Annotated in this window: 22 protein-coding genes; 6 read left to right on the top strand and 16 right to left on the bottom strand. The window is 54.1% G+C overall.

What is annotated here, in order from left to right; all coding sequences use genetic code 11:
• Window positions 1-22: 22 nt before the first annotated feature.
• The 5 genes from ACQ66Q_RS16410 to ACQ66Q_RS16390 form a co-directional block, all read right to left on the bottom strand.
• Window positions 23-1,318: a TRAP transporter large permease gene (locus tag ACQ66Q_RS16410; protein WP_430457776.1), complete on the bottom strand. Its 1,296-nt coding sequence runs from the start codon at window positions 1,316-1,318 to the stop codon at window positions 23-25.
• The gene (locus ACQ66Q_RS16405) at window positions 1,318-1,818 is read right to left on the bottom strand and encodes a TRAP transporter small permease (RefSeq protein WP_430457775.1); all 501 of its coding nucleotides are present in this window, start codon (window positions 1,816-1,818) and stop codon (window positions 1,318-1,320) included. The genes ACQ66Q_RS16410 and ACQ66Q_RS16405 overlap by 1 nt, the downstream gene beginning before the upstream one ends.
• On the bottom strand, window positions 1,811-2,887 hold the full coding sequence (locus ACQ66Q_RS16400) for a TRAP transporter substrate-binding protein (RefSeq protein WP_430457774.1): 1,077 nt from the start codon (window positions 2,885-2,887) through the stop codon (window positions 1,811-1,813). Before ACQ66Q_RS16400 ends, ACQ66Q_RS16405 begins: the two co-directional genes overlap by 8 nt.
• Window positions 2,888-2,967: 80 nt before the next feature.
• On the bottom strand, window positions 2,968-3,810 hold the full coding sequence (gene kduI / locus ACQ66Q_RS16395) for a 5-dehydro-4-deoxy-D-glucuronate isomerase (protein ID WP_430457773.1): 843 nt from the start codon (window positions 3,808-3,810) through the stop codon (window positions 2,968-2,970).
• Between the two features lie 30 nt (window positions 3,811-3,840).
• A complete protein-coding gene (locus tag ACQ66Q_RS16390) occupies window positions 3,841-4,608 on the bottom strand; it encodes an SDR family oxidoreductase (RefSeq protein WP_430457772.1) in 768 nt (255 codons plus the stop codon).
• Window positions 4,609-4,972: 364 nt separating this feature from the next.
• Between ACQ66Q_RS16390 and ACQ66Q_RS16385 the strand changes: the two genes are divergently transcribed.
• The 4 genes from ACQ66Q_RS16385 (at window position 4,973) to ACQ66Q_RS16370 (ending at window position 12,520) form a co-directional block, all read left to right on the top strand.
• Window positions 4,973-7,798 carry a TonB-dependent receptor gene (locus tag ACQ66Q_RS16385; protein WP_430457771.1) on the top strand — a complete coding sequence of 942 codons (2,826 nt, stop codon included), beginning with the start codon at window positions 4,973-4,975 and terminating at the stop codon, window positions 7,796-7,798.
• Between the two features lie 217 nt (window positions 7,799-8,015).
• Entirely contained in the window at window positions 8,016-10,511 is a 2,496-nt protein-coding gene (locus tag ACQ66Q_RS16380; RefSeq protein ID WP_430457770.1) for a glycoside hydrolase family 88 protein, read from the top strand.
• A gap of 4 nt (window positions 10,512-10,515) precedes the next feature.
• The gene (locus tag ACQ66Q_RS16375; RefSeq protein ID WP_430457769.1) at window positions 10,516-11,664 is read left to right on the top strand and encodes a hypothetical protein; all 1,149 of its coding nucleotides are present in this window, start codon (window positions 10,516-10,518) and stop codon (window positions 11,662-11,664) included.
• 64 nt (window positions 11,665-11,728) lie between these two features.
• Window positions 11,729-12,520, top strand: coding sequence for a rhamnogalacturonan acetylesterase (locus tag ACQ66Q_RS16370; protein ID WP_430457768.1), 792 nt, complete (start codon window positions 11,729-11,731; stop codon window positions 12,518-12,520).
• Window positions 12,521-13,204: 684 nt separating this feature from the next.
• On the opposite strand, the gene ACQ66Q_RS16365 is transcribed toward ACQ66Q_RS16370, so the two are convergent.
• A complete protein-coding gene (locus ACQ66Q_RS16365; protein WP_430457767.1) occupies window positions 13,205-13,492 on the bottom strand; it encodes a hypothetical protein in 288 nt (95 codons plus the stop codon).
• Window positions 13,493-13,594: 102 nt separating this feature from the next.
• Window positions 13,595-14,008, bottom strand: a complete 414-nt coding sequence (locus ACQ66Q_RS16360) for an NUDIX hydrolase (RefSeq protein ID WP_430457766.1) — start codon at window positions 14,006-14,008, stop codon at window positions 13,595-13,597.
• 497 nt (window positions 14,009-14,505) lie between these two features.
• Here ACQ66Q_RS16360 and ACQ66Q_RS16355 point away from each other — a divergent pair, with 497 nt between their 5' ends.
• Window positions 14,506-15,129, top strand: a complete 624-nt coding sequence (locus ACQ66Q_RS16355) for a glutathione S-transferase family protein (RefSeq protein WP_430457765.1) — start codon at window positions 14,506-14,508, stop codon at window positions 15,127-15,129.
• A gap of 20 nt (window positions 15,130-15,149) precedes the next feature.
• On the opposite strand, the gene ACQ66Q_RS16350 is transcribed toward ACQ66Q_RS16355, so the two are convergent.
• From ACQ66Q_RS16350 to ACQ66Q_RS16340, 3 genes are all read right to left on the bottom strand, one after another.
• Window positions 15,150-15,671 (bottom strand): lipocalin family protein, encoded by a 522-nt coding sequence (locus ACQ66Q_RS16350; RefSeq protein ID WP_430457764.1) that lies wholly within the window; start codon window positions 15,669-15,671, stop codon window positions 15,150-15,152.
• A 135-nt stretch (window positions 15,672-15,806) separates the two neighbouring features.
• Window positions 15,807-16,502 carry a 2OG-Fe(II) oxygenase gene (locus ACQ66Q_RS16345; RefSeq protein ID WP_430457763.1) on the bottom strand — a complete coding sequence of 232 codons (696 nt, stop codon included), beginning with the start codon at window positions 16,500-16,502 and terminating at the stop codon, window positions 15,807-15,809.
• Between the two features lie 30 nt (window positions 16,503-16,532).
• A complete protein-coding gene (locus ACQ66Q_RS16340) occupies window positions 16,533-17,006 on the bottom strand; it encodes an NYN domain-containing protein (RefSeq protein WP_430457762.1) in 474 nt (157 codons plus the stop codon).
• Between the two features lie 201 nt (window positions 17,007-17,207).
• Between ACQ66Q_RS16340 and ACQ66Q_RS16335 the strand changes: the two genes are divergently transcribed.
• On the top strand, window positions 17,208-17,993 hold the full coding sequence (locus ACQ66Q_RS16335; RefSeq protein WP_430457761.1) for a CPBP family intramembrane glutamic endopeptidase: 786 nt from the start codon (window positions 17,208-17,210) through the stop codon (window positions 17,991-17,993).
• On the opposite strand, the gene ACQ66Q_RS16330 is transcribed toward ACQ66Q_RS16335, so the two are convergent.
• The 6 genes from ACQ66Q_RS16330 to ampC form a co-directional block, all read right to left on the bottom strand.
• A complete protein-coding gene (locus ACQ66Q_RS16330; protein ID WP_430457760.1) occupies window positions 17,990-19,132 on the bottom strand; it encodes an acyltransferase family protein in 1,143 nt (380 codons plus the stop codon). The genes ACQ66Q_RS16335 and ACQ66Q_RS16330 overlap by 4 nt on opposite strands.
• A 60-nt stretch (window positions 19,133-19,192) precedes the next feature.
• Window positions 19,193-19,879 carry an ABC-2 transporter permease gene (locus ACQ66Q_RS16325; protein WP_430457759.1) on the bottom strand — a complete coding sequence of 229 codons (687 nt, stop codon included), beginning with the start codon at window positions 19,877-19,879 and terminating at the stop codon, window positions 19,193-19,195.
• Between the two features lie 11 nt (window positions 19,880-19,890).
• Entirely contained in the window at window positions 19,891-20,781 is an 891-nt protein-coding gene (locus tag ACQ66Q_RS16320; RefSeq protein ID WP_430457758.1) for an ABC transporter ATP-binding protein, read from the bottom strand.
• Between the two features lie 53 nt (window positions 20,782-20,834).
• Window positions 20,835-21,215, bottom strand: a complete 381-nt coding sequence (locus tag ACQ66Q_RS16315) for a GntR family transcriptional regulator (protein ID WP_430457757.1) — start codon at window positions 21,213-21,215, stop codon at window positions 20,835-20,837.
• A 143-nt stretch (window positions 21,216-21,358) separates the two neighbouring features.
• Window positions 21,359-22,309, bottom strand: coding sequence for a DUF1186 domain-containing protein (locus tag ACQ66Q_RS16310; protein WP_430457756.1), 951 nt, complete (start codon window positions 22,307-22,309; stop codon window positions 21,359-21,361).
• 99 nt (window positions 22,310-22,408) lie between these two features.
• A complete protein-coding gene (gene ampC / locus ACQ66Q_RS16305) occupies window positions 22,409-23,563 on the bottom strand; it encodes a class C beta-lactamase (RefSeq protein ID WP_430457755.1) in 1,155 nt (384 codons plus the stop codon).
• Window positions 23,564-23,633 lie beyond the last annotated feature (70 nt).

The raw sequence follows: 23,633 nt of genomic DNA, 5'->3' as shown, positions 1-23,633 counted from the left end.
CCTGTTTCATCCCATAGCCCTGTTACAAACCCACCACTGACGGCAGCCATTCGCTGATCGCAGGAATATAAGTGACCAGCATCAGCACCACAAACATCGCGGCATACATCGGCAACAGCGGTTTGATCATCTGTTCCAGCTTCACTTTGGCCACGGCACAGGCGACAAACAGCACACTACCGACGGGTGGCGATACCAAACCAATCGACAGGTTCAGGATCATCATGATGCCAAAATGCAGCGGTGACACGCCAAGCTCCATCGCCACCGGCAAGAAGATTGGCGTGAAGATCAGCACTGCTGGCGTCATATCCATAAAAGCCCCAACCACCAACAGTATCAGGTTAATGATCAGCAGGATGATGATCGGATTTTCGCTCAGCGCCAACAAACCAGCACTGATGCTTTGCGGAATATTTTCATACGACAAAATCCACGACATCGCTGCTGAGGTCGCAATCAGCGCCAGCACAATGGCGGTGGTTTCGGTCGATTTCAGCAGAATTTTGCCCAAATCAGCCCAGGCCACTTCTTTGTACACCAGCACCGCCAGCACAAAGGAATACACCACAGCAATAGCACCGGCTTCGGTCGCCGTGAAAGCGCCTTTAATGATGCCGCCAATCACTACGATAATCATCAGCAAACTGGGGATGGCGGCAGCGATTTTACTGACGACCAGCTTCAGTGGTAAACGCGCCCCTACCGGGTAGCCTTTGATCCGCGCATAGCCGGCGCAGACAATCATCAGCGCCACACCGAGTAAAATGCCCGGTAAATAGCCGGCAACAAACAGCGCCGCAATCGACACGCCGCCGCTGGCGATGGCATAAACAATCATGATATTCGACGGCGGGATTAACATGCCGGTGGTGGCCGCTGCAGCGGTCACGGCCGCGCTGTAAGCATCGTCATATCCCTGCTTTTTCATCTCCGGCAACATAAAACTACCGATAGCTGAAGTAGCCGCCACGGCTGAGCCGGAAATGGCGCCAAACAACATACAAGACAAAACGTTTACTAAGGCGAGACCACCTGGCAGCGCACCGACTAACGCCATTGCACATTCAATCAGCCGTTTGGCGATGCCGCCGCGCCCCATCAGTAACCCCGACAGCACAAAAAACGGGATCGCCAGCAGCGCAAAGCTATTCAGGCCACCGGCCATCCGCTGCGCCAAAGTCGTCAGCGCCGGCAATAAATCCATGCTGAGTAACATAGTGCCAAGCGTGGCCAAACCAATACAAAACGAGATCGGCACGTTTAAAAACAGCAGGACAAAAAAGATGCCGAGTAGCACCAATGCAGACATTTCCATTATTCGCAGCCTCCGGTTGGCAACAAGGTGTCGCCCCGCCATAAACAAATCAGCTGGCAGAGGCCGTAAAATGCAATCAAAAACCCGGCAAGTGGGATCGCCAGATAAATCCAGGCCACGCGGATCCCCAGTGCTGCCGACATCTGGTTCAGCTCAAACGTCAGCTGCACCAGGGCGCCGCCACCACCGACCATCACCGCCAGCGCAAACAGCACCACCAGCGCGGTCAGTAAAATCGCTACCCGCCGTTGCCACTGTGGCGTAAATTTTGACGTGACAATATCGAGGCCCAAATGCTGTCCGGTACGATAGGCCAGGGCGGCGCCGAGCATGCCGATCCACAACAACAGCGTGCGGGAGATCTCTTCGGTCATCGAGCTCGGTTCGCCGAGAATAAAGCGCGACACCACCTGCCAGCACACCACACCAACAATGGCCGCCATCAGGCCAATCAGCAGACGTTTTAAGACTTCATCCAGCCAAAATACGGTTTTATTCATGTGACGGCTCCTGTGTTGCCGGAACAGCGCCAGCAGGTGCGGTCACTGGTGTTACTGTTGCAGGTGGTGCTGTTACAGGTGGTAGCGCAGCAATTTTCGCCATTAAAGCGCCGACTGGCGTATCTTTTAACGCCTGATGCAGCGGTTGCACGGCATCAATAAAGGGCTGTTTATCCGGATAAATCACTTCCACGCCAGCGGCTTTGACTTTAGCCAGCGCGTCGCGGGTTTGCGCCTGCCAGGCCTCGCGTTGCCAGGCGACAGAATCGGCGAAGGCTTGCTCTAACCAACCTTGTTGTTCGCTGGTTAACGTGTTCCAGATATGCTGGCTCATCAAAATCACATCCGGCACTGCGGTGTGTTCATCCAGCACATAATATTTAGATAATTCGTAATGGCGCGACAGGTAAAAGCTCGGCGGGTTGTTTTCCGCCCCATCAACCACGCCTTGCTGCAATGCGGTGTAGAGTTCACCCCAATCAACCGGTGTGGCAGCGCCGCCCAGCGTTTGCACCATTTGCACGGCGGTCTGGCTGTTCGGTACGCGGAATTTTTGCCCGACTAAATCGGCCGGCGTGGTGATTTTTTTGTTGGTGGTATAAAAACTACGGCTGCCGGCATCGTAATAACCCAGACCTTTTAATCGCACCGGCGCCAGTTCATCGAGCAATTGCTGGCCAATCTCACCTTCCAGTACCTGCCACAGCTGGGCTTCATCACGAAACACATAAGGCACACTGAACAGCTGCATATTGGGCGCAAAACCTTCCAGCGGTGCCGCCGACACTTTGGTCAACGCCAGCGCGCCAATTTGCAGCAATTCAATCAGTTCGCGCTCAGAACCAAGCTGACCACCGCTATAAATGCGGATTTTCATCGTGCCATGCGAATAGTGATCAAGCCGTTCGGCCAGCTTCACCATCGCTTTGTGCACCACATGCTCCTGGTCCAGCGTATGAGCCATGCGCAAAGTCAGCACTTGTTCTTCTGGTTTGCTGCAGCTGCTGAGCAGGACACTGAGTATCAAACTCAGCGCCAGCACACCGCTGCGGCGGATATAGCTGTACATGTTGTCTCCCCTGTCACAAAAAGGCGCTGGCTGTAGTTTTTTATCGTGCCGGCGCCGGCGTTAGATAGATCCAGCCACCATCAACGCAGCGCGCTGGCCGGAAACTTATCCATATCGTTGTAATCGTGGTTTTCGCCAGCCATGCCCCAGATGAAGGTGTAACTGCCGGTACCGCAACCGCTGTGAATGGACCATGGTGGTGACACCACCGCCTGATCGTTGCCGACAAAAATATGCCGGGTTTGCTGCGGCTCGCCCATAAAATGGCAAACCTGCTGGCCTTCGCTGAGGCCAAAGTAGAAATAAGCTTCCATCCGCCGGTCATGCTGGTGCGCTGGCATCGTGTTCCAGACACTGCCCGGGTGCAGCACGGTCAGGCCCATTTGCAGCTGACAGGTATCGACCACGCCTTTAATCATCAGCTGATAGATGTCGCGCTTATTGCTGGTTTCCAGTGCGCCCATATTCAGCACATTACAGTCGGCCATGGTGATATGCCGGGTTGGATACTGATGATGCGCCGGCGTGGAGTTCAGATAAAACTTGGCCGGATTGGTGGCATCGGTTGACACAAACCGCACATCGCGTGCGCCTTTACCAACATACAGCGCTTCGCGGAAATTCAGCGCATAAGGCGTGCCGTCCACTTCGACCACACCGGCACCGCCGATATTGATCACGCCAAGCTCACGGCGCTCGAGGAAATACTCAGCTTTGAGCGCATCAACGGTTTCAAGCACCACGGCGCCTTTAACCGGCACTGCGCTGCCAACAATCAGCCGTTCGTAGTGGGTGTAGTTCAGCACCAGCACATCGGGCTGCATCAGGTTGTCGACCAGAAAATGCTGGCGTAGTTTGTCGGTGTCGTAATGCTTCACATCATCCGGGTGGGTGGCGTAGCGGTTGGTAAAAACGATGCTCATAAAAACTCCGGGAAATTGACTAAAAATGGACTAGCGCGCCAGCCAGCCGCCATCGACCGCCAGCACATGGCCGTGCACATAATCGCTGGCACTGGAAGCGAGGAAAATCGCGGCGCCGGCCAGATCTGCAGGTTCACCCCACCGCCCTGCCGGCAAACGACTAAGAATTTGTTGATTGCGGTCACTGTTCGCCTGCAGCGCCGCCGTGTTGTCGGTTTTAAAATAGCCGGGGGCAATCGCATTCACATTGACGCCAAACCCGGCCCATTCATTAGCCAGCGCCCGCGTCAGCCCCACTACCGCATGTTTACTGGCGGTGTAAGCCGGCACGGTAATACCGCCGCTGTATGACAACATTGAGGCGATATTAATAATTTTGCCGCTTCTGCGTTCAATCATCGCCGCACCTAAGCGCTGGCTCAGCAGGAAAGTGGCATCGAGGTTCACTGCGAGGTTCTGTTGCCAGTCGCTAAAAGCAAAATCCACCGCTGGCGTGCGGCTGATGGTACCGCCGCAGTTCACCAGAATGTCGAGGTGGCCAGCGTAATCCAGTGCTTTTTCTGCCAGCTGGATCACTGCGTTGCTATCGGCTAAATCGGCGGAAAAGGCCTGCGCCAGTCCACCTTGTTGGCGGATCGCAGCAACAGTCGCGTCACTGCCACCCGGCGCTGAACTGGCACACAACACTTCGGCTCCGGCTTCAGCCAATGCCATGGCAATCGCCTGACCCAGGCCGCGACTGGCGCCGGTCACTAAAGCTTTTTTACCGGTCAGGCCAAACAGTTGTTGCAGTTGCATGCGTCTCTCCTTGGGCCTGCCCGGTTGTTGTACCGACAGGCGTGATGTTGTCACTTCAGGTTACACTTTTATATCCATATGAAAATAAACAATTTTTATGGACGTGTTCTGCCAAATTTACCTGTTTACTCACCCTGAGCTGCATTTTTTTTGCAGTTTTTTTGTACGGGGTTTGACAGTGATTATGGCTTGGTGTTAGCTTTTTGCCATCGGTGGCAGAAAAACGCAAGCGAATTTTGCCACCGATAGACAAAAACAAAAAAACGAATCAACAGGGCTTGTCGTTACCGACGGGCCAGATAAAAAAGCGCCAACGGCGAAGGTCGTATGGCACCATAAGAACAAACCCGACGAGGAAGACATCATGGCAGCTCACAAACAGGCATGGCGCCTGCAACCGCTGACTCTGGCAATGGCTATTGCACTGACCGGCAGCTACAGTGCCTCTGCACTGGCCGCGCAAGACGCCGCACAGCAAGCCGCACAAGCCACGCCACAAACAGCCGCAGACAAAGCCAAAGCCGCTGAAGACATCGAAGTCATTGAAGTAACCGGCAGCTTCCGCGACAGTCTGTCCAATGCACTGAACGTTAAACGTCAGTCTGACAGCGCCATCGACGCCATCATGGCGGAAGACATCGCCGATTTCCCGGATTTAAACCTGGCCGAATCACTGCAGCGCATTCCAGGCGTTGCCATCAGCCGCGCCGCCGGTGAAGGCCGCCAGATCACCGTACGGGGTTTAGGCCCTGACTTTACCCGTGTCCGCATCAACGGCATGGAAGCAATTTCTACTTCCGGCGGTACTGACCAAATCGGTGGCGCCAACCGTGGCCGTGGTTTTGACTTCAACACCTTCTCCTCTGATTTATTCAGCTCGCTGACCGTGCGTAAAACCGCCAGCGCCGATGTCGAAGAAGGCTCATTAGGTTCTACCGTCGACCTGCGTGCTGCACGGCCTTTTGACTATGACGGCTTTACCTTCTCAGCGTCTGGCCAGCTCGGCTACAACGACTTATCCGAGAAAAATGACCCGAAAGCCTCTTTCCTGATCAGCGACCATTTCGCCGACGGCAAATTCGGTGCGTTAATCTCTGGCTCTTTTTCTGAGCGCAGCTTAAAAGATCAGGGTGCCAGTACCGTACGCTGGGCCAACGTCAACGACTTCGGCCGCTACAAAGGTTCAACCACAGCGACTGAACTGAATACCATCAACAACGCCTTCCGGCCACGCTTACCGCGTTACGATTCGTACACCCATGAAATGGAGCGGGTTGGTGCCAGCGCGGCCTTCCAATACCGGCCAAATGACGACACCAAAATCGATTTGGATATGCTGTACGCCAGCACCGATGCCACGCGCAACGAGATATTCCTGCAAGGCATCTTAAATGCCGGCGCCAACCGTCCAACCACGGCGACAGCAGGCAGCGGTGCCACCGGTAACATGAATGTGCTGGAGTATTTTATCGACGACACCAACACCATGACCTACGGCAAGTTCGACAATGCCACAGTGCGGGCGGAAAACCGCTTTGACGAACTCGGCACCGACTTCCACCAGATCAACCTGAATTTCGCCCACCACATCAATGACAACTGGAAAATTGATGCGATGGTTGGCACCGCCGTTTCGAAATTCGATAACCCGGTACAAACCACACTGGTGATGGAAAAAACCGGCGCGGCTTTCAGTTACGACTATCGCGACGGTGCGCGCCAAAGCCCAATCCTGAGCTTCGGCGACAGCATTTTCCAACCCGCCGGCTGGACTTCAAACTCCGTCCGGCTGCGCCCGCTCGGTGCTGAAAACCAGTTCGACAGTGCGGAACTGAATCTGACCTGGACCGTCAACGATGTCTGGACCGTCAAAGGCGGTCTGCACCAGAAAGACTTCAGCTTTGAGAGTTATGAAGCGCGGCGTCAGACTGAAAACGGCGCTGGGATTGTCTACACACCAGATTTAATCAAAACCTACAACTCTGGCCTTGGCCCGAATCCAAACTGGTTGGTGCCGGATTTTGCTGCCATCGACGCCAAATACGGCATCTATAGCAACAGCGGTGTGTTCACGGTCAGCAGAGATTTCCGCCGCGACGACAACTACTCAGCCGAAGAAAACACCCAAGGCATCTGGCTGATGGCGAACTTCAATACCTACTTAAATGAAGCGCCGTTCTGGGGTAACGCCGGCGTGCGCCGTGTTGAAACCGAACAAAGCTCTACCGCCTGGGCGACTGTCGGTGTCACTCCGACGCAAGTGACTGTCGAGCATAAATATGACGAACTGCTGCCATCACTGAACCTGAACTATGAACCTTGGGAAGATGTGATCGTGCGCTTTGGTTATGCCGAAGTGATGGCGCGCGCTGGCCTTGGTGCCATTCGGCCGAACGTGTCGGTCTCGGTGTCCGGCAGTGCGCGTAGTGTCGCCGGTGGTAACCCATATCTGGAACCAACCCGTGCCAAAACTTATGACTTAGGCCTGGAAATGTACTTCAGCGACGAGTCGATGCTCGGCATTGCGCTGTTCCAGAAAGACATCGACAGCCATGTCCAGACACTGCGGGAAACCAAAGCGTTCACTGAAACCGGCTTACCGGTGTCGGCCGCGGTTGCCGCCTGTACTGCAGGCCCTGGTTATGGCGAGGCGACCGGCTGTACTGAAAACGTCGACTGGTCAGTCACCACGCCGTTAAACGGCCCTGGCGGTGATTTAAAAGGTTATGAAATCAGCTATCAGCTGCCATTTACCTTCCTGCCGGATTTCTGGAACCGTTTTGGTTTTATTGGCAACTACACCCACGTGTCCGCCCAAATGGACTACATCAACACCACTGGTGTGGTGCAGGCGACGCGTGACCTGACCGGTTTGTCCCGCTCGACTGTGGCTGCCACGCTGTATTACGAGCATGAAAAACTCAATGCCCGCGTCAGTCTTGCCAAACGCGACAAGTACTTAACTACTGCCATCGGCCGTGAAAACAACGACATGGAAGGCACTAATGCCACCACCAACGTCGATGCATCGATGAGTTATGCCTTCACCGAGCAATGGAAAGTCAGCTTTGAAGCGCTGAACCTGACCAACGAAGTCGATGACCAGTGGGTTGACAGTGCCGGTGACCGCCTGACTTATTACCATGAGACAGGCCGCCAGTATTACCTCGGCGTGCAATACAAATATTGATGCTTGACTGACATGTTGTAAGGGGAGCCGGCCAACGCCGGCTCCGGTTTTATCTCCCGGCAAGGAGCAGATCGGCGAGTTCCAACCGATTTGATTTCCTGGATGTTTGCAGCGGGTGCGCCTTGCCCGCTGCCTTTTTCTGCAGGTATCTACTGTGTTTAATCGCTTTATGTTGCCCCTGATAAGCTCACGACCGCATACCAGTGCGGATTATTTGATGCCAGCGCGGCCTGTGGCTCTGATCGTTGCCGCCGCACTGCTTGGCGCCTGCGCCAAAGCGACCCCGCCTGCGGCCACCACCACGACGACGGCGTCAGCCGGTCTGGCTGAATTGACCGTCACCAATCCATCGGCCTTTGCCCGGCCGGATTCGGCAGTGACGCTGGCCTTCGCAGATTTAGGCGTCGTCGGCACTCCGGGGGCGTTATCGGTCTGGGCAGGTGCGCGCGAAGTGCCCAGCCAGCTGATCGACAGCGACGGTAATGGCAGCCTCGACAGCCTGTTGGCGATGGCAGATTTTGCTGCCGGCGAGCAGCAACAATGGCAGGTCAAACCCATCCCGGCTGCAGCCGCTACCGGAGCAAATGCCAAGCGTACTGCTGCTGAAATTTCGCAAAAAACCGGCGGGCAGTGGCAAGGCAAAGTCTATAAAGGTGGCACTTTTGAGAACGTGCAAAGCCTGACACCGCCGCCGCAATATACTGATCATTCCGAATTTATCCGCTACGAAGGCCCGGGCATTGAGTCGGACCGCGTGGCGTACCGCATTTACCTCGACTGGCGCAATGGCTTTGATATTTTTGGCAATATCACCGGCGCGCCGGTATTGCATCAGATTGGTCAGGATGGCTACAGCTCGTATCACAGCATGCAGCCTTGGGGCCTGGATTTACTCAAAGTCGGTAAATCTTTAGGCGCCGGTGGTTTTGGTTATTGGGACGGCAGCGCGGCACAAGGTGTGTCGGTGCTCAAAGGTCACAGCGCGACTATTCACCAGTCCGGCCCGTTGTTTTCATCGATGAGTATCGATTATCACAACTGGCAAATCGCCGGCCGCACGCTGGATGTGCGCGCGCACCTGAGTATGCAGGCTGGTAGTCGGTTGCTGCGCAACCAGCTGGAACTGAAAGCGCCAACTGGCAATGCTGCGCCTTTGGATAATCTGGCGATTGGTCTGGTGAAACACGCCGGTACCGAACTGCTGCAAGGCACGCTGGAAGTGTCCGGTCATCAATACACTTACCTCGCGACTTATGGCAAACAAAGCCTGAATAACGATTTACTGGGCATGGCGGTGATCTTCAAACGCGGCAAACTGCAGAAACTGACCGCAGATGCCAACAGTCATGTCGCGGTAATGGAGTTAACCGGCTTAGCACCTGCCACAGTCGGCAGCGTTAATCCGGCCCGCAAGCTGGATTATCATCTGCTGGCCGCCTGGCAAGGCGAGAAAAACGGCATCACTAATCAGGCTGATTTTGTGGCCTATTTACAGCAGCAACTGGAAATCCTGGACCGGCCTATCCGCGTCAAAATCAGTAATGCGGCCACAAAAGCGGCTGTCAGCCAGCCACTCACGGCACAGCAGGCGCTGTACTGGAGCCAGCAACTGGCCGATGCTGGCTTAAAGTTGCAGGCGCCGCATTATGTCTGGGGCGGTTGGGATTTTGAGCGCGAGCGCCCCACCACTTTTGAATACACCACCGGCCTGCTGTTGCAGGCCTTTGACGACTTGCATCAGCTCGCACCAAATCCGGCCTATAAAACAGCGATGCTGAATATGGCCGACTCTTTTGTCGCTGCCGATGGCAGTATTCACAGCTATCAGCGCGAAAAATTTAATATCGACAGTATCAACAGCGGCAATGTGCTGCTGCGCGCCTATGAGCAAACCGGTGAAGCCAAATACCAAAAAGCCACCGCCTTGTTACGCGACCAGCTCAAAGATCACCCGAAAACCAGCAATGCCGCGTTTTGGCACAAAAAAATCTATCCGCATCAGGTCTGGCTGGACGGCGTCTACATGGGCATCCCGTTTCTGGCGCATCACAACCAACTGTTTAACAACGGCCAGGGTTTAGAAGAGGTGGTGCATGAATTTGTTGCGGTGCGCGACAAGCTGCGCGACCCGGCAACCGGTTTGTATTTCCATGGCTGGGATGAAAAAAAGCAGCAAGTCTGGGCTAATAAAACCACTGGCTTGTCGCCGGAATTCTGGAGCCGTGGCATCGGCTGGTTAGCGATGGCGGTGGTTGATACGCTGGATTATATTCCGCGTGAGCGCAGCGATTTACGGGCGCCACTGGAGCAGATGGCCCGTGAACTGGCGGTGGCGTTAAAAGCGCACGTCGACCCGGCCTCACAGGTCTGGTATCAAATTCCGAATAAACCCGGCGTTGCCGGCAATTATCTGGAATCGAGCGCCAGCAGTATGTTTGTCTATTTCTATGCCAAGGCGCTGAATCAGGGGCTGATCGACAAAAGCTATCAGGCCTTCACACTTGCGGCTTATCAGGGGCTGCTGAACCAGTTTGTACTGGTCGACGCCAACGGCACTGCGCATCTGACCCAGATGGTGCAGGTTGCAGGCCTCGGTTTTGGCCGTGACGGCAGCTATGACTACTACCAGAATGAGCCAGTGATCCGCAACGATGCCAAAGGCGTCGGTCCATTTATCATGGCCGGGGTGCAGGTTGCGCGTCTGCTGCAATAAGGTTTTGCTTTGGGTGTTAGCCTGCTGCTGCGCGCTGCTGTTTGTCAGTAATGCTGCCACAGCAGACGTTACAGCTAAAGCGCCAGCGGCGGCGAATACAGAGCAGCCACCGCTGTGGCGTCAGGTGGCAGCAACCGGCGCGCCAGACAGCTTCCACACTATTCAGGCGGCACTCGATAGTTTGCCGACCACAGGCCCGGATGCAAAGCGCTGGGCCGTCATCCGTATTTCGCCTGGGCTTTATCGCGAAAAGCTGTTTTTAACGCGAGATAAAGTGGTGCTGGCCGGCAGTGGCTTAAGCCAGACCATTATCCAATACCCGATACTTCGCCAGCAGTTTCTGGCGGCGCGCCACACTTTTTCCAGAGCGGCACTGCCCTCTGGTGCCCGTGGTTTACAACAGCAGCTAGAAAAAGACTGGGGCGCAGCGGTGGTCAATATCGCCGCCAGTGATATTCAGTTGCTGGATTTAGCTGTGCATAACAGCTACGCACTGGAAAACCCGCAGGATCCGGCCCGGTTTGAACATCAGTTTGCCGTGCGCGGTTTTGCCAACGCCAGCCGCATCATCACTGACCAAAGCCAGTTTGCCAGTAATGGCGCCGATACGATGAGCCTGTGGAACAAACAAAATGGGTTGTACCTGCACCGCCAGAGTTTTTTCAGTGGCCGGGTCGATATGCTGTGCCCGCGTGGCAGCGCGCTAGTGCTCGACAGCGATTTTGTGAACCATAATCAGGCGGCAACGCTATGGCACGACGGCGAGCTATCGCCCGAGCAACAGCTGGTCGTGCTGAATTCGCATTTCCACGGCGTCAGCGGCTTTATGCTCGGCCGGCGTCATTACGATGGCCAGTTTGTGCTGGCTGGCAACACATTCAGCAGTGCATTGGCAAACCAGCCAATCTTCCGCCGCACTTACCCGCTGGAGCCACAGCGCGATCAGCCGAACCGTTATGGCGACCGGAATTTCTATTTGCAGAACCAAATTCAAAACCAAAGCCCGGCATATCCCTGGCTGGCCGACAATTTCAGCGCAGCGCAAGCAACAGCCTACGCCGATGCGCAAAGCGCCAGCATGACGCTGTTCGGTGCCCGCTGGCAGCCGCTGGCCGAACTGGCCCGCAGCCGGCAATGGCTCAGCAACAAATAAACAATCACTTGGGTACGGACTTACGAAACGCCGCTGCTTTTAACCCAATAACCGGATGACCCCAATGACCAAATTCGCTACTGTATGTTTTTTCCTGATGGGATTTTTGATGCTGCCTGTTTCAACCCAAGCCACCGGCATTCCAACCGGCACCAGCACCGCGATGCCGGCGCCGCGCCTGCATCTGGTCGGTGATTCGACCATGGCCGACAAACCTAACCTGAATTATCCCGAACGCGGCTGGGGCCAGCTGCTGCGCGCTTTTATGTTGCCGGAATTGTCGATCATCAATCACGCAGCCAATGGCCGCAGCACGCTGCGTTTTCTCAACGAAGGCCGCTGGCAGCTGTTAGTCAGTGATTTAAGCGCAGGCGACTATGTGCTGATCCAGTTTGGCCACAATGACCAAAAACAAGACGACCCGGCGCGTTACGCCGCAGTGGACTCCACCTACCCGAAGCTGCTGCGCCGGTTTATCAGCGAAGTGCGCAGCAAAGGCGCGATTCCCATGCTGGCCACCTCGATTTGCCGGCGCAGTTTTAATGACAAAGGCGAGCTGGAAAACAATCTGGCCGAGTACGCCGCAGCCGCGCGCACAGTTGCCGCCAGTGAAAAGGTTGAACTCTTTGATTTAAATGCCCAAAGCTGCAGCGATATTGGCAAATTCGGTCAGGCGAACAGCCAGGCCTATTTCATCCAGGTGCCAGCCGGGCTATACCAACAATTCCCGGACGGTAAAATCGACAACACGCATTTATCGGTGCAAGGCGCCAGCTGGATAGCCCAGCTGTTTATCCGCGACTTAACAGCCCGGCAGCACCCGCTGGCTAAGTACGTCTGGCGCGAGCTGCTATAGCAGACTGGCCTCATTGAGTTTCAGCCGAAAGTGGGAAAAAACGCGTAGGTACGTGCAAGCGAAGCTCGCTGGGCGTCACACGCCGTAAATAACGATGCTTTTGTGGAATCCGATATAAAACTGTTGGTCGCCACAAACTTGCCATCACACACCGTGTATAGTCCCAGTCTGTCGAATCCACCAAAGATCAACGATGTGTCCGGACACTTAATCCGGCGCCTACAACCCCACACCGCCACCACAAAATATCACCCCAGTTTACCACCACGATCACTCGCGACTTACCACCCGTTGCACTTTCTCGTAACCACCAATTTCAGCAATCATCCAGTGACTTCAGCGACTGCTAAGAGCGAGTTCTAGTCATCGAATATGGGGTAATGTACGGCGTGTGACGCCCAGCGGGCTTCGCTTGCCGGTACCTACGTTCTTAATTAGCGAGTAGGTACGCGCAAGCGATAGCGCCGCCGTACATGACGATGAAAAATGTCCGCTTCTGGCACATAGCAACTATCCGCTGAAGTGGTACTTTCCATGAATGTGGTGGTGCGATTGATTTGCAACCCGTGATCGCAGATCCCGCGAAATCATTGATAAAACCCAGTCCCTGACGTGGTTTATTCAATTCCACCACTGAGGCACTTGCGTGCAAATTTTCAGTGGTACCGACGCTTGACCAAAACGCTATTTCAAACATGTATTGTTTGCATAATCAAAGCTGCCGCCAGAATCCAGGCATTGGTCAACCTGAATAAATTCATAGAGCTGAAAACTCAGAATCGCTACTGCCAACCAAAAAACAAAACCGACCGCAAAGACGAAAAAACTATCTGGATCGACCTTTGATTTGAATGGTCTACAGATTAAATAACCAGTTCCTTTACAGAGGAACTCGACCAACACTTCGTTGAATATTCTGAATAAAAATCGACCTGCGACTTCAATAACATCGCCCACTATATCTAAAGCCATACGCGAATTACTTCCTTGTTTATCTGACGCTGCGTTCATGCACACAGCAGTTTTCATGGAGTTTTTGCAACAATGCAGCCGGCGAATAGGTAAAACACCGGATCAAATGTCGGCTCTTGCCAGTGCCATTTTTACAAAATTGATTGCACCGACAAACAATGGATGCCATTCGGCATCCGGGTTTTCATCTAGTCGCTGCCAGAAAAATTTAAACAGCTGACCGCCATCATCATTTGTGAAGAAATCCCAATGTTCAGGCAGTTGTTCCGGACCCGCCATCAAATAAAATCCCCACACTTGACCTTCATAGCCACTGTCCCATGTACCGAGAAACACCCGCGGTGTTGCACAGACACCAGATTCCTCTAACAGCTCTCTGATACATGCTTGCTCCAGTGACTCCCCTGTTTCTATGGTTCCCTTTACCAACTGCTTGCCCGCTAAAGGGTGAGTAAATCCCAGCACTGCAATAACTCCGTGCTTTTCTCTTAAGATGATTGGACAAGCCTTATTCATAACGTTGCTCTGTCGATTAACTAAGCGGCGCCGCGACGGCCGGCGCAACAAAGGCCGAATCAGCATCGCAATGGGTCCGTGCGTCAGTCCGGTTTTGCGTTTCAGGCCTATTTGCCCGGCAAACCAGCACATGCGTCAGATTTTCCATAGTCAAAACTTTTTTGAAAGGACGGTGAGAATTCTGCGGGTTATCTTAACTGGCGCCGTTAAAAACTGATGTTTAAAGTGTTTCAATTGATGTTCCGGCCCGACGACCATACAACGAATAATCCGGCAGCAAGGCACCAACGAAAGCGCAGGCAAAGCCCGCGATAGGACTTGAAGCAGCTTTAGGAAACACCTTGTTACCGCAGTTTGGTTTATCTGCGCGGTGCCAATCATTATGATAAAAACACATGTGATGTGGCGGCCAAACAGCTGTGGTGAATAGCCACGGCATTTTCTGAATACCACCAACTCAATCAACCAGGCCGGCCAGACCGGCGCAGAGAGCTGCTATGCAACTGTACGGCAAACCCACTTCGATTAACGTGCGCAAAGTGTTATGGACTTTGGCCGAACTTAATATGCAGGCAGAACTGATTCCCTGTGGTAGCGGCTTTGCCCCCATCGATACGGCGGAATTTCGTCAGCTTAACCCCAACGCCTTAGTGCCGGTGTTGCAGGATGGCGATTTTGTATTGTGGGAATCCAACAGCATTTGCCGTTATCTGGTGCGAAAAAGTGGCCATGCAACGTTACTTGGCAGCGATTTGCAACAAATGGCTAAAGTCGAACAATGGATGGACTGGCAAGCCTGCGAACTGAACCCGGCCTGGCGTTATGCCTTTATGGCGCTGGTACGCCAGCACCCGGATTTCACTGACCCAGCGGCGATCACCCAAAGCGCACAGCAGTGGCAGCAGAAACTACAAATCCTTGATGCTGAACTGGCCAAAACCGGCGCTTATATCTGCGGGAACGATTTCACGCTGGCTGATATTGTGCTGGGGCTCTCGTTGAACCGTTGGTTGCAAACGCCGCTGTCCGACCGGCTGGAACTGCTGCATTTGGCGGCCTATCAGCAAAGGCTAGCTCAGCGCCCGGCGGCGCAGCAGTTCTGCTTTAACGGCATCGCCTGACGCCACGGCCTGCGCCAGCCTTAACAAGGACTCAACCTGATCCAGCTTTGTGGCGCGATGCCTATCCGCGTGGCTTCAGCATAAAATTCCTGACACTGGGTTTTGTCTGGTGTTGCGCTGCGCGCCAGGATCCAGCCGTAGGTTAAATCCGGCCCGACAATCAGCGCCATGCTGTAATCCGGTGCCAGTTTGACGATGTTGTAAGCGCCATAAAAAGGCCCGAAAAACGACACTTTTAACCGGCCCTGATCGACAGGGCCGTTCATTTTGGCCAGGCCTTCCGCTTCTTCCCATTCGTTGTCCTCGGCAGAAAAACCGCGGTTCAGTACTTTCACCGTGCCATCCGGGTTCAGGCTGTAATTGGCGGTGACTTGCGTCAGACCACGTTCAAACGAATGGTCGAGCCGGGCTATTTCGTGCCACTCGCCTAAATATCGGTTCAGTTCAAACGGTTGTACCGGCGTCAGGCCCTCGGGGATGCCGGTACAGCTGGTCAGCAGCAATGTGGTGGCCAATAAGCTGGCTTTTAGTAAGTTACGCATCGTCAATTTATCCATCAGATCAGAGTTATCCCAGCAGTACGCGCCTGCAGCGGTTTTGTCTCAGTGCTGGCGTACATTGGGTTCGGAAAGTAAAAAACAGCCGGCATTTCCCAAACACATATTTAATGGCGCTTGTTACTCAGTCCAATACCAGCTGGTGACGTTATAGCGATAGTGCCCGGGCAAAGCGCTGCTGACGGCGTTTACCCAATGCTCAGCGCCCGGCGACGCGGGGTCAAACAACACACAGCGATTAAACAGCGGCGCTATCGCCACCGGACTGTTGCCATCGGCGGCGAACATCAGCTCACCACCGGCGCCGCTCTGCCAGTCTTCATTTAAATACAACAACATACAGACTTCCCGCCCGGGCGAATCATCGGCGTGCAGATTGACAAAATCAGCCGCGCTTAAGCGAAAGTAATTGGTATTCAGCGTTGGCTTCGCCACATGAATATCAGTCAGTTGGACGCGGAAAATACGCGATAACAACGCCAGAAAGGTCTCACTGCGCAAAAACTGCAGGAACGCCAACGCCAGTTGTTCGGCATCATCCCCCTGCGCCGCGGAGCTGCGCTGCCACAGATCGCGCTGCACAAAACGCTCGGCCTGCGGGGTTTGTTGCCACTGCGCGGCATCGACATAAAGCGCCCCATAACTGTGTTGCTGGGTTTGCCAATGCGAACTGCGCTGTAACACCCGGCTCACCGCCTGCAATTTCTGCCGATCAAACAGGTTATCGAGCACCAGATGGCGCGGACAGCTGTGTTTTAATTGCTGGCGATAACCGCGCACAGCCTCAGCACTGATTTGCTGTTCATTTAGCCACATCGACGCCAGCCATATCGAAAGCACTCAGCATTAACACAATAAACTTTCCTCAATCTTTTCATAATGATCAGCACTGTTGATCAACGCATGCGCCGTCAACCCGGGCACGCCATACACAGTGCTGCGACAATCAAAGCGCTGCCGGATCGCCTGCAGCAATAAATCAAAATCGCCATCACCCGACAGCAAGACAATTTCATCAACGTTTTCCGCCTGCTGCAACACGTCGATAGTGATGCCAACATCCCAGTCGCCTTTGGCACTACCGTCGGCGCGCTGAATAAACGGCTTCAACTTGACCTGAAAACCGATGTGGCGCAGCGCGTCCTGGAACTTGCGTTGCTGATCGTCGGCGCGGTCAATCGCATAGGCGGTGGCCTGTACAATGTCACCCTGATGCAGCAATTGTTGCCAGAAGCGGCGGTAGTTGAACTGCCGGCCATACGACTGGCGGCAGGTGTAATAGATGTTTTGCACATCAACAAACACAGCGATTTTTTTCATCGGATTTTGCCGTCAAAGGCTGGGATGGGCACTATAGCACCATCGATGACCGAGGTTGCAGCAAAGGGTCTGAATGCGATGTGCTTTTGTTGCAATCCCTTACATTTTCTGACTAGCAGCTTGCAGAAAAACGCTCTAAAAGTAATCACTTACCCGCTACTCACGCATGGATTGCCATGTCCGCTATACAAGGATTTAGCAGTGGATCATCAACCGATTAGCTGGCGCCGCGTCGGCGCCTTTATGCTCATTGCAACAGTGCTGGCCAATCTCTTCCGCTTTGACCTACTGGGCCACAAGGCGATGCTGACTGCGTTACCGGGCTGGCTTGCGGTACTGCTCTCGGTCATTGCCGAAGGCGCCGGTATTTTGCTTGCTGCGCTCATCGCCCGGCACTTTCTCGGCAAGGTGCGCCCGGTCCCGCTGCAGTTATTGGGCAATCTACCCTGGATCCCGCTCACGATGTCAGCTATTGCCCTGCTGCTACTGTCTGTCGTGGGTGTGAACAATAGTTATGGCATGGACCCACATGGCTACGGTCTGGTGGCCGCCGCCGGTACTTTGTTGTACTGCATCATGGAAGAATACGGTTGGCGTGGCTATCTGCAAACTGAGCTGGCACCGCTGGCCAACGGCCTGAAGTATGGTGTGGTCGGTTTTTGCTGGTATCTGTGGCACCTGACCTTTTTAACCAGCGCTAGCCTTGGTGATAACTTATTTTTTCTCGGTATGATGATTTTGGGCAGCTGGGGGATCGGCCAGGTTGCCGAAGCGACCAAGTCTATTCTGACCTGCGCCTGCTTTCACCTGATTATTCAGGTCATGATGTTTAATGCATTGATCCGCAATGGGATTAGTTTGCAGGAGAAAATAATTATCCTGTCGATTGCGGCGGTCAGCTATTTCTGGCTGGTCAAAAAATGGGAGCGTCATCAGGCCGCACTGGACAAAGCTCAGTGTGAAAACGACCTGACTGCAACGAACTAAAGCCGCGCTGTGGCTGGGGCGAGCATTTTGCCAAGCGGAGTCGATTTAACCAGCAGATGGAAACTCAGTAAGCAACCGCTGAGCGTCACCAGCACTGCGACCAGATACTTCGCCCCTGCCGGCCACGGCAAATCGGTCATGCCAAACTGCACCAGAAACAGCAATGGAATGTGGACCAGATAGACCCAATAACTGACGCCGGACAAGTACCGCAACAGCGGATTACTGCGGTTCAAATAACGTTTGGCATATAACAATGCCGCCAGCGTCCAGCACAACGCGCCACTGGCTTCGCAGAAAATGACGACCAGCTTGGTCCAGCCTTGTGGTTGTTGTACCCGTAAATCCGCCGGCAATAACTGATAAAACACCAGATAGCTGATCGCGCCAAGCCCAAGCAAAACCCGCCGGTCCGCGCTATAACGTGCCAATGCATCGGCATGACGAAACATCACATAACCGCAGGCAAAAAACAGCCCGTAAAACCATAAAGCCCATAGCGCGGGGAAGATCCATTCCGGCGCCGGCACAGGCGCTGGCACCAGAGAGAGCGGCGGCAGCATGCACAGCACAAGCAGCAATAACAATAACCGGGGTGGCAAGGCCAATAAACGGTCCTGCAGCGCGTCGCTCAACAAGGTGCGGGCGCAATAAGTCAAAACATACAAAAACAGCAGATGATATAAAAACCACAGATGCATAGTACTGAACGGCAGCTCGGCCGGTGACCCGGCGCTCAGCATTGGTTTGATCAATTGCAACAACGCGGACGGCTGGGTGACATAAGCCAAACCGAACTGCAGCACGCCGTGCATCGCCAGCGTCAACAGCGGTAAAAACAGCAGCAAAGGCAAAGCCACGCGCAGCAGACGATTTTTCGCAAAGGCCATACCACCGGCTTTTTGCCACAGTAGGGCGGTAAAAAAGCCAGCTATACAGAAAAACAGCGGCATGCGGAACAAGTGGCTGGCCCAGGCGAAAACATCAAACAGCGCGTGTTGCTGTGGATCGGCGCTAAGCCAAAAGCCCTGCGCCATCGGGCTATACGCCAAGGCCGCATGGAACAACACACCAGCCAGCATGGCAAAAGCGCGCAGATTGTCCAAATAATCAAAGCGGCCGGGACTTTGTTGCATCATCGTCGCTCCATTCGCTGACGCTGTTTTGGTATGCGCCGACGCTATTTGAAAAAGCCGGTGTTACAAAAAGCTGGTTTTGCGGTTTTGTAGCACAGCTGTGGCCAGTAACACCAGCACAGTCAGCCCAACACCCGCCGCTAACAGCAGCAGGGACGTGTTGTTCCAGCTCGCCGTCGGCGCTTCCAGCGTCAGGTGGATAGCCGGCATTCGCAGCAACCAGATGATAAAACCGTTCAGCAGCAAATTGGTCACTATCATCATGGCCGTGGTATAGCCTTCGGAATAGGTCAGCAAAGCCGTCGCGAGGTAACAGCAATACGACAGCAGAATAAACACACTGACCAAGACCACCAGCGGGATCACGCCGTTGTACACCGGTGAACTGACAATCACCATCAGCATCCCCGCCACCAACAATAGCCAGGGCACCAGATATAACACCAGATTCGCGCCCAGTTTGGCCCAGGCATAATCCTGCGCTGTCACTGGCAGACTCATCATAAAAGTTAAGGTCTGGTCTTTCTTTTCGTTCACCACCAGCTCGATGGCTGAACGGGCGCCAATCACAATCATCAGCGTAATCATCAGGATAGCGCCGGTATTAAACAGCAGCGGCGTCGCCATGCCCATCAAACCGATGATCAGCACACCACCCGCCAGATAAGCCGCCAGCGATTTTTTCACCAATTGCCAGTCCTTCAGGATCAGCAATTTAATCATCTGCGAATTGCTAAATGTGTGCATCATCTGAACCCTTCCTATCTGCTGCGTTTGACGTTAGCGACGAAAATTTCTTCCAGCGACATGCGGTGCTGTTCCAGCACCTGAAAACCGGCCTGTGCGAGCTGCGCGACAAAGCCGGCACTGTTTTGGTCGGTGATCACTTCGGCCAGCTGACCGTGGCGCTTGATACTGACTGCGCCGGCAACGGACATTGTTGCATCGGCGTTGGCGTTAGCCGGCAACTGGCATCTGAACCGGCTCCAGCTGTCTAAATAGGTTTCTTTATCCTGCAGCGCCAATAACTTACCGCGATCTAAAAAGGCGATTTGATCTGAGAGTTTTTCAATGTCGTGGGTATTGTGCGACGAGAACAACACACTGCGCTCATCGTCGCGCAGGATCTCTGCCAGCTCGCTAATCACTTCGTCGCGCGCCACCGGATCTAACCCAGTGGTGGGTTCATCCAGCACCAGCAGTTTCGGCCGTCTGGCCAGCACTAACAACAAACACGCTTTGACGCGTTGGCCATGCGACAAGCCTTTGATTTTCTGCTCGCCAATCAGCTCAAAGCGTTGCAGTAACTCTTTGGCATAAGCTGGGTCAAACTGCGGATACACACTGCGGATAAAATCCATATGCCATTGTAAAGTCTGGCTTTTGTATAAACGCATATCGTCTGAGGCAAAACCGATGTCGTATTTCGCCTGCACTTGCTGCGCCGGCAGATGGTAACCCAGCACATTGATTTGCCCTGCATCCGGTTTTACCAGCCCCATCAGCATCCGGATGGTGGTGGATTTCCCGGCACCATTGACACCAACCAAGCCCATCACTTGCCCCTTCGGCAAGGATAAGCTGATGTTTTCCATCACAAAATGCGGATAGCGGATGCTGATATCGCGCATTTCAAAAGCAAACTGTTGCATGCTGTTATCCTTCTTAGTTGGCGGCTAACCGGCCGGGGCGGCTGTGTTTATTGCTAGGTGTGCTGCGCCAGTTGCTGTTCCAGCCGCGCGAACAGTTCGGCGTCACTGAGCTGCAGTTGTCGCGCAACCGCTACCGCAGCACTTAAGAGCTGCGTCAACTCTTGTTGTTGCAGCTGTTGTTGCAGATCCGGCTGCGCCGAGACAAAAGAACCCCGGCCGGCGTGCGTCACTATCACTCCGGCCTGCTCCAAATCGGCGTAAGCACGTTTGACCGTGATCACACTCACCTGCGTATCCGCCGCTAATTCACGGATAGATGGCAACGCCATCTGCGCCGGCCAGTCGCCCAGCAGTACTTTGCTGGTGATTTGCTCCACAATTTGCAGGTACATCGGTTTCTTGTCCGTCGCGGACAGAAACAAGCCATAGGTCATGCGTTTCCCTCAATGCAGGCGTGACTGTGCATATCCGTATATACACAGTATATATACAGATATACACAGTCAAGTATTTTTAACCGGGTACTGGCGACGTCAAAGTCGCAGTGAATATCAGTGAGGCGCGAACTGGCGGAAACTCAGTTCAGGCAGCATTTTTTGTATTTTTTGCCGCTGCCGCAGGGGCAGGCATCATTACGACCGATCTGACCTTTTGGGCTGGTCGCAGGAGCGGTACTCAACGCAGTCGCCGGATCATAGGTTGCTTCTGCACTGTTTGCTTCTGGACTGTTTGCTTCTGCACTGGGTGGCTGAAATGCCAGCCAATGCTGTAATGACATCACATCAAAGCTTTGGCGGACCAGACCGGACGCCAGCGGTTTTTCAGGATCAGCCAACTGCCAGCGGCTGATTTCCCGGCAGCGGATCACCTCGGTATCGATTTTGTTCTGCCGCAGCAGCAGCTCAAACGCCGGTTTGAAGTGTTGCAGGCCAAAACTGATACACCAGATCGCCATTTCGGCCAGCACAAATTTCTGGCCGTGTCGGGCAGCGACGTTAATCACTTGCTGTAATAACGTGCGCAGCTCTGCAGTGTCGACGCTTTGGCCTTTTTGCTCGGCCAGTTCCAGCTGCGCGAACAATGCCGCGAGCGCAGCAGCCTTGACATAAATCCCGGCTTTTTCACTAATCAGCAGTTGTTGCAGCGGTGCCTGCTGACCGGCCGACAACACAAATAACATCGTCGCCAAATCTTCGGTCATGGCGTCGCCTAAGGTGTATTCCAGATCCGAGCCCAGGCCGTCGTTGGTATCGACCCACTGCATAAACGCCGGGGCCAGGGTCAAATCCGCCACATCAGCGAGCAGCATCACGCCGTAAAACAATAATTGATATTCGTCATCGGCCAATTCTTCATCCGCCTGCATCCGCTGCATCAGCACGGCGATATGCGGCCAGAACTCAGCCCAATGACTTTTCGCGGCCAGCAACGCCTCAACCGGAAACAACAACTGTTCAGTATCTTCAGCCACCGGCTGTTCGGTACTTAACCGCAATAAAATCTGGTCCAACGTTAAAGTTGCAGTCACAACACGGCTCCTCAGCCTGTATCCAATGGCCGGCAGTCTAACAGTTGCCGCGGTACTGTGACACATACCGCGGCAGACAAACGGCTTGTAGCGCCGAGACTATTTCAGGTTTTCCAGCACTTGATACGCCAATTTAACCCGCTCTGCATTCGGGTAACGTTTGTTGGTGAGCAACACGATACCGACCTGCCGCGACGGAATAAAAGCCGCGTAGGCGCCGAAACCGCCAGTGGCGCCGGTTTTATGTACCCAGCTGTTCGCCGCAGCCGCAGCCGGTGGTGCCAGCAAAGTGGCTGCGCTACCGGCAACAAAATCAGGATCTGTCATTGCAGTCAATGCGGATAATTGCACTGGATAGTCGAGCATTTCCCAACCGAGGCCCTGATACATCTGCCCGGCTTTTGCATAGCGCTGCTGCGCTCGGGCGATACCCGCTTGCAACACCTGGTCTTTTACTTGTTCCGGTTTCAGGTTGACCTGCAGCCAGGTTGCAATATCCCGTACACTGGCTTTAGCGCCACCGGCTTCGTCCAGCAACACGCCAGTGCCAATCCGCACCGGTTTGCCTTCTTTATAGCCCCAGGCATATTGTGCCTGTGCCGCCGCGGGCACCTGCAGATAAGTGCTTGGCATCTTCAGCGTGTTCGTCATCTGCTGAAAGACTTCGGCGTAGCCTTTGCCGCCGGCAGCCACCGCCAGATGTGCAAATAAACCGATACTGCTGTTGGCGTAGACGCGTTGTGTACCCGGTGCATATTCCGGCTGCCACTGCTGGTAATAGCTCAGCAAGCTGGCTTTATCGATGACGTTATCCGGCATAAACAGCGGCAGACCACCGGCGGTATAAGTGGCGAGGTGTTGCATGTTGATCGGCTGCCATTGTTTGGCGGTCAGCGCCGGCCAATGTTTAGCAACCGGATCAGTCAGCTTGATCTCACCGCGCTCCAGCGCCATGGCGCCAATTACCCCGGCAAAAGTTTTGCTGATGGAGCCCAGTTCAAACAGCGTATCCGGCGTCACCGCTGTGTTGGCGGCGAGGTCGGCTTTGCCAAAACTGTAGTAAAAAGTTTTGCCTTGCCACAGCACAGCCACGGCCACGCCGGGGATTTGCTGTTGTTGCATCAGTTGTGACACTTGCTGGCTGACGGCGGTTTTTAATGCTGCTTCGTCGGCAATAGTGGTGGTTTGGGCCAGCACCGGACCGGTACTAAACAGGGCACAGGTCAGTGCTATCAATGATTTGCGGTAATGCATGTAAATTCCTTTGCTGATAAGTTGGCGAAAATAGGTTGGCCGGCGACAATTAGATTGCGCCAGTTGACTT

The organism is Rheinheimera sp. (assembly GCF_965283995.1).
Taxonomy (GTDB): domain Bacteria; phylum Pseudomonadota; class Gammaproteobacteria; order Enterobacterales; family Alteromonadaceae; genus Pararheinheimera.
Note: the sequence above shows the minus strand (reverse complement) of the source record. Positions and strands in the feature narration are given on the sequence as shown.

Coding starts and splice junctions, on each gene's coding strand:
- ACQ66Q_RS16390 (WP_430457772.1), bottom strand. CDS start 4,608: ATGCAACTGCAACAACTGTTTGGCCTGACCGGTAAAAAAGCTTTAGTG.
- ACQ66Q_RS16380 (WP_430457770.1), top strand. CDS start 8,016: ATGCCAGCGCGGCCTGTGGCTCTGATCGTTGCCGCCGCACTGCTTGGC.
- kduI (WP_430457773.1), bottom strand. CDS start 3,810: ATGAGCATCGTTTTTACCAACCGCTACGCCACCCACCCGGATGATGTG.
- ACQ66Q_RS16315 (WP_430457757.1), bottom strand. CDS start 21,215: ATGACCTATGGCTTGTTTCTGTCCGCGACGGACAAGAAACCGATGTAC.
- ACQ66Q_RS16340 (WP_430457762.1), bottom strand. CDS start 17,006: ATGAAAAAAATCGCTGTGTTTGTTGATGTGCAAAACATCTATTACACC.
- ACQ66Q_RS16405 (WP_430457775.1), bottom strand. CDS start 1,818: ATGAATAAAACCGTATTTTGGCTGGATGAAGTCTTAAAACGTCTGCTG.
- ACQ66Q_RS16410 (WP_430457776.1), bottom strand. CDS start 1,318: ATGGAAATGTCTGCATTGGTGCTACTCGGCATCTTTTTTGTCCTGCTG.
- ACQ66Q_RS16385 (WP_430457771.1), top strand. CDS start 4,973: ATGGCAGCTCACAAACAGGCATGGCGCCTGCAACCGCTGACTCTGGCA.
- ACQ66Q_RS16400 (WP_430457774.1), bottom strand. CDS start 2,887: ATGTACAGCTATATCCGCCGCAGCGGTGTGCTGGCGCTGAGTTTGATA.
- ACQ66Q_RS16330 (WP_430457760.1), bottom strand. CDS start 19,132: ATGATGCAACAAAGTCCCGGCCGCTTTGATTATTTGGACAATCTGCGC.
- ACQ66Q_RS16350 (WP_430457764.1), bottom strand. CDS start 15,671: ATGCGTAACTTACTAAAAGCCAGCTTATTGGCCACCACATTGCTGCTG.
- ACQ66Q_RS16325 (WP_430457759.1), bottom strand. CDS start 19,879: ATGATGCACACATTTAGCAATTCGCAGATGATTAAATTGCTGATCCTG.
- ACQ66Q_RS16370 (WP_430457768.1), top strand. CDS start 11,729: ATGACCAAATTCGCTACTGTATGTTTTTTCCTGATGGGATTTTTGATG.
- ampC (WP_430457755.1), bottom strand. CDS start 23,563: ATGCATTACCGCAAATCATTGATAGCACTGACCTGTGCCCTGTTTAGT.
- ACQ66Q_RS16360 (WP_430457766.1), bottom strand. CDS start 14,008: ATGAATAAGGCTTGTCCAATCATCTTAAGAGAAAAGCACGGAGTTATT.
- ACQ66Q_RS16345 (WP_430457763.1), bottom strand. CDS start 16,502: ATGTGGCTAAATGAACAGCAAATCAGTGCTGAGGCTGTGCGCGGTTAT.
- ACQ66Q_RS16320 (WP_430457758.1), bottom strand. CDS start 20,781: ATGCAACAGTTTGCTTTTGAAATGCGCGATATCAGCATCCGCTATCCG.
- ACQ66Q_RS16355 (WP_430457765.1), top strand. CDS start 14,506: ATGCAACTGTACGGCAAACCCACTTCGATTAACGTGCGCAAAGTGTTA.
- ACQ66Q_RS16365 (WP_430457767.1), bottom strand. CDS start 13,492: ATGGCTTTAGATATAGTGGGCGATGTTATTGAAGTCGCAGGTCGATTT.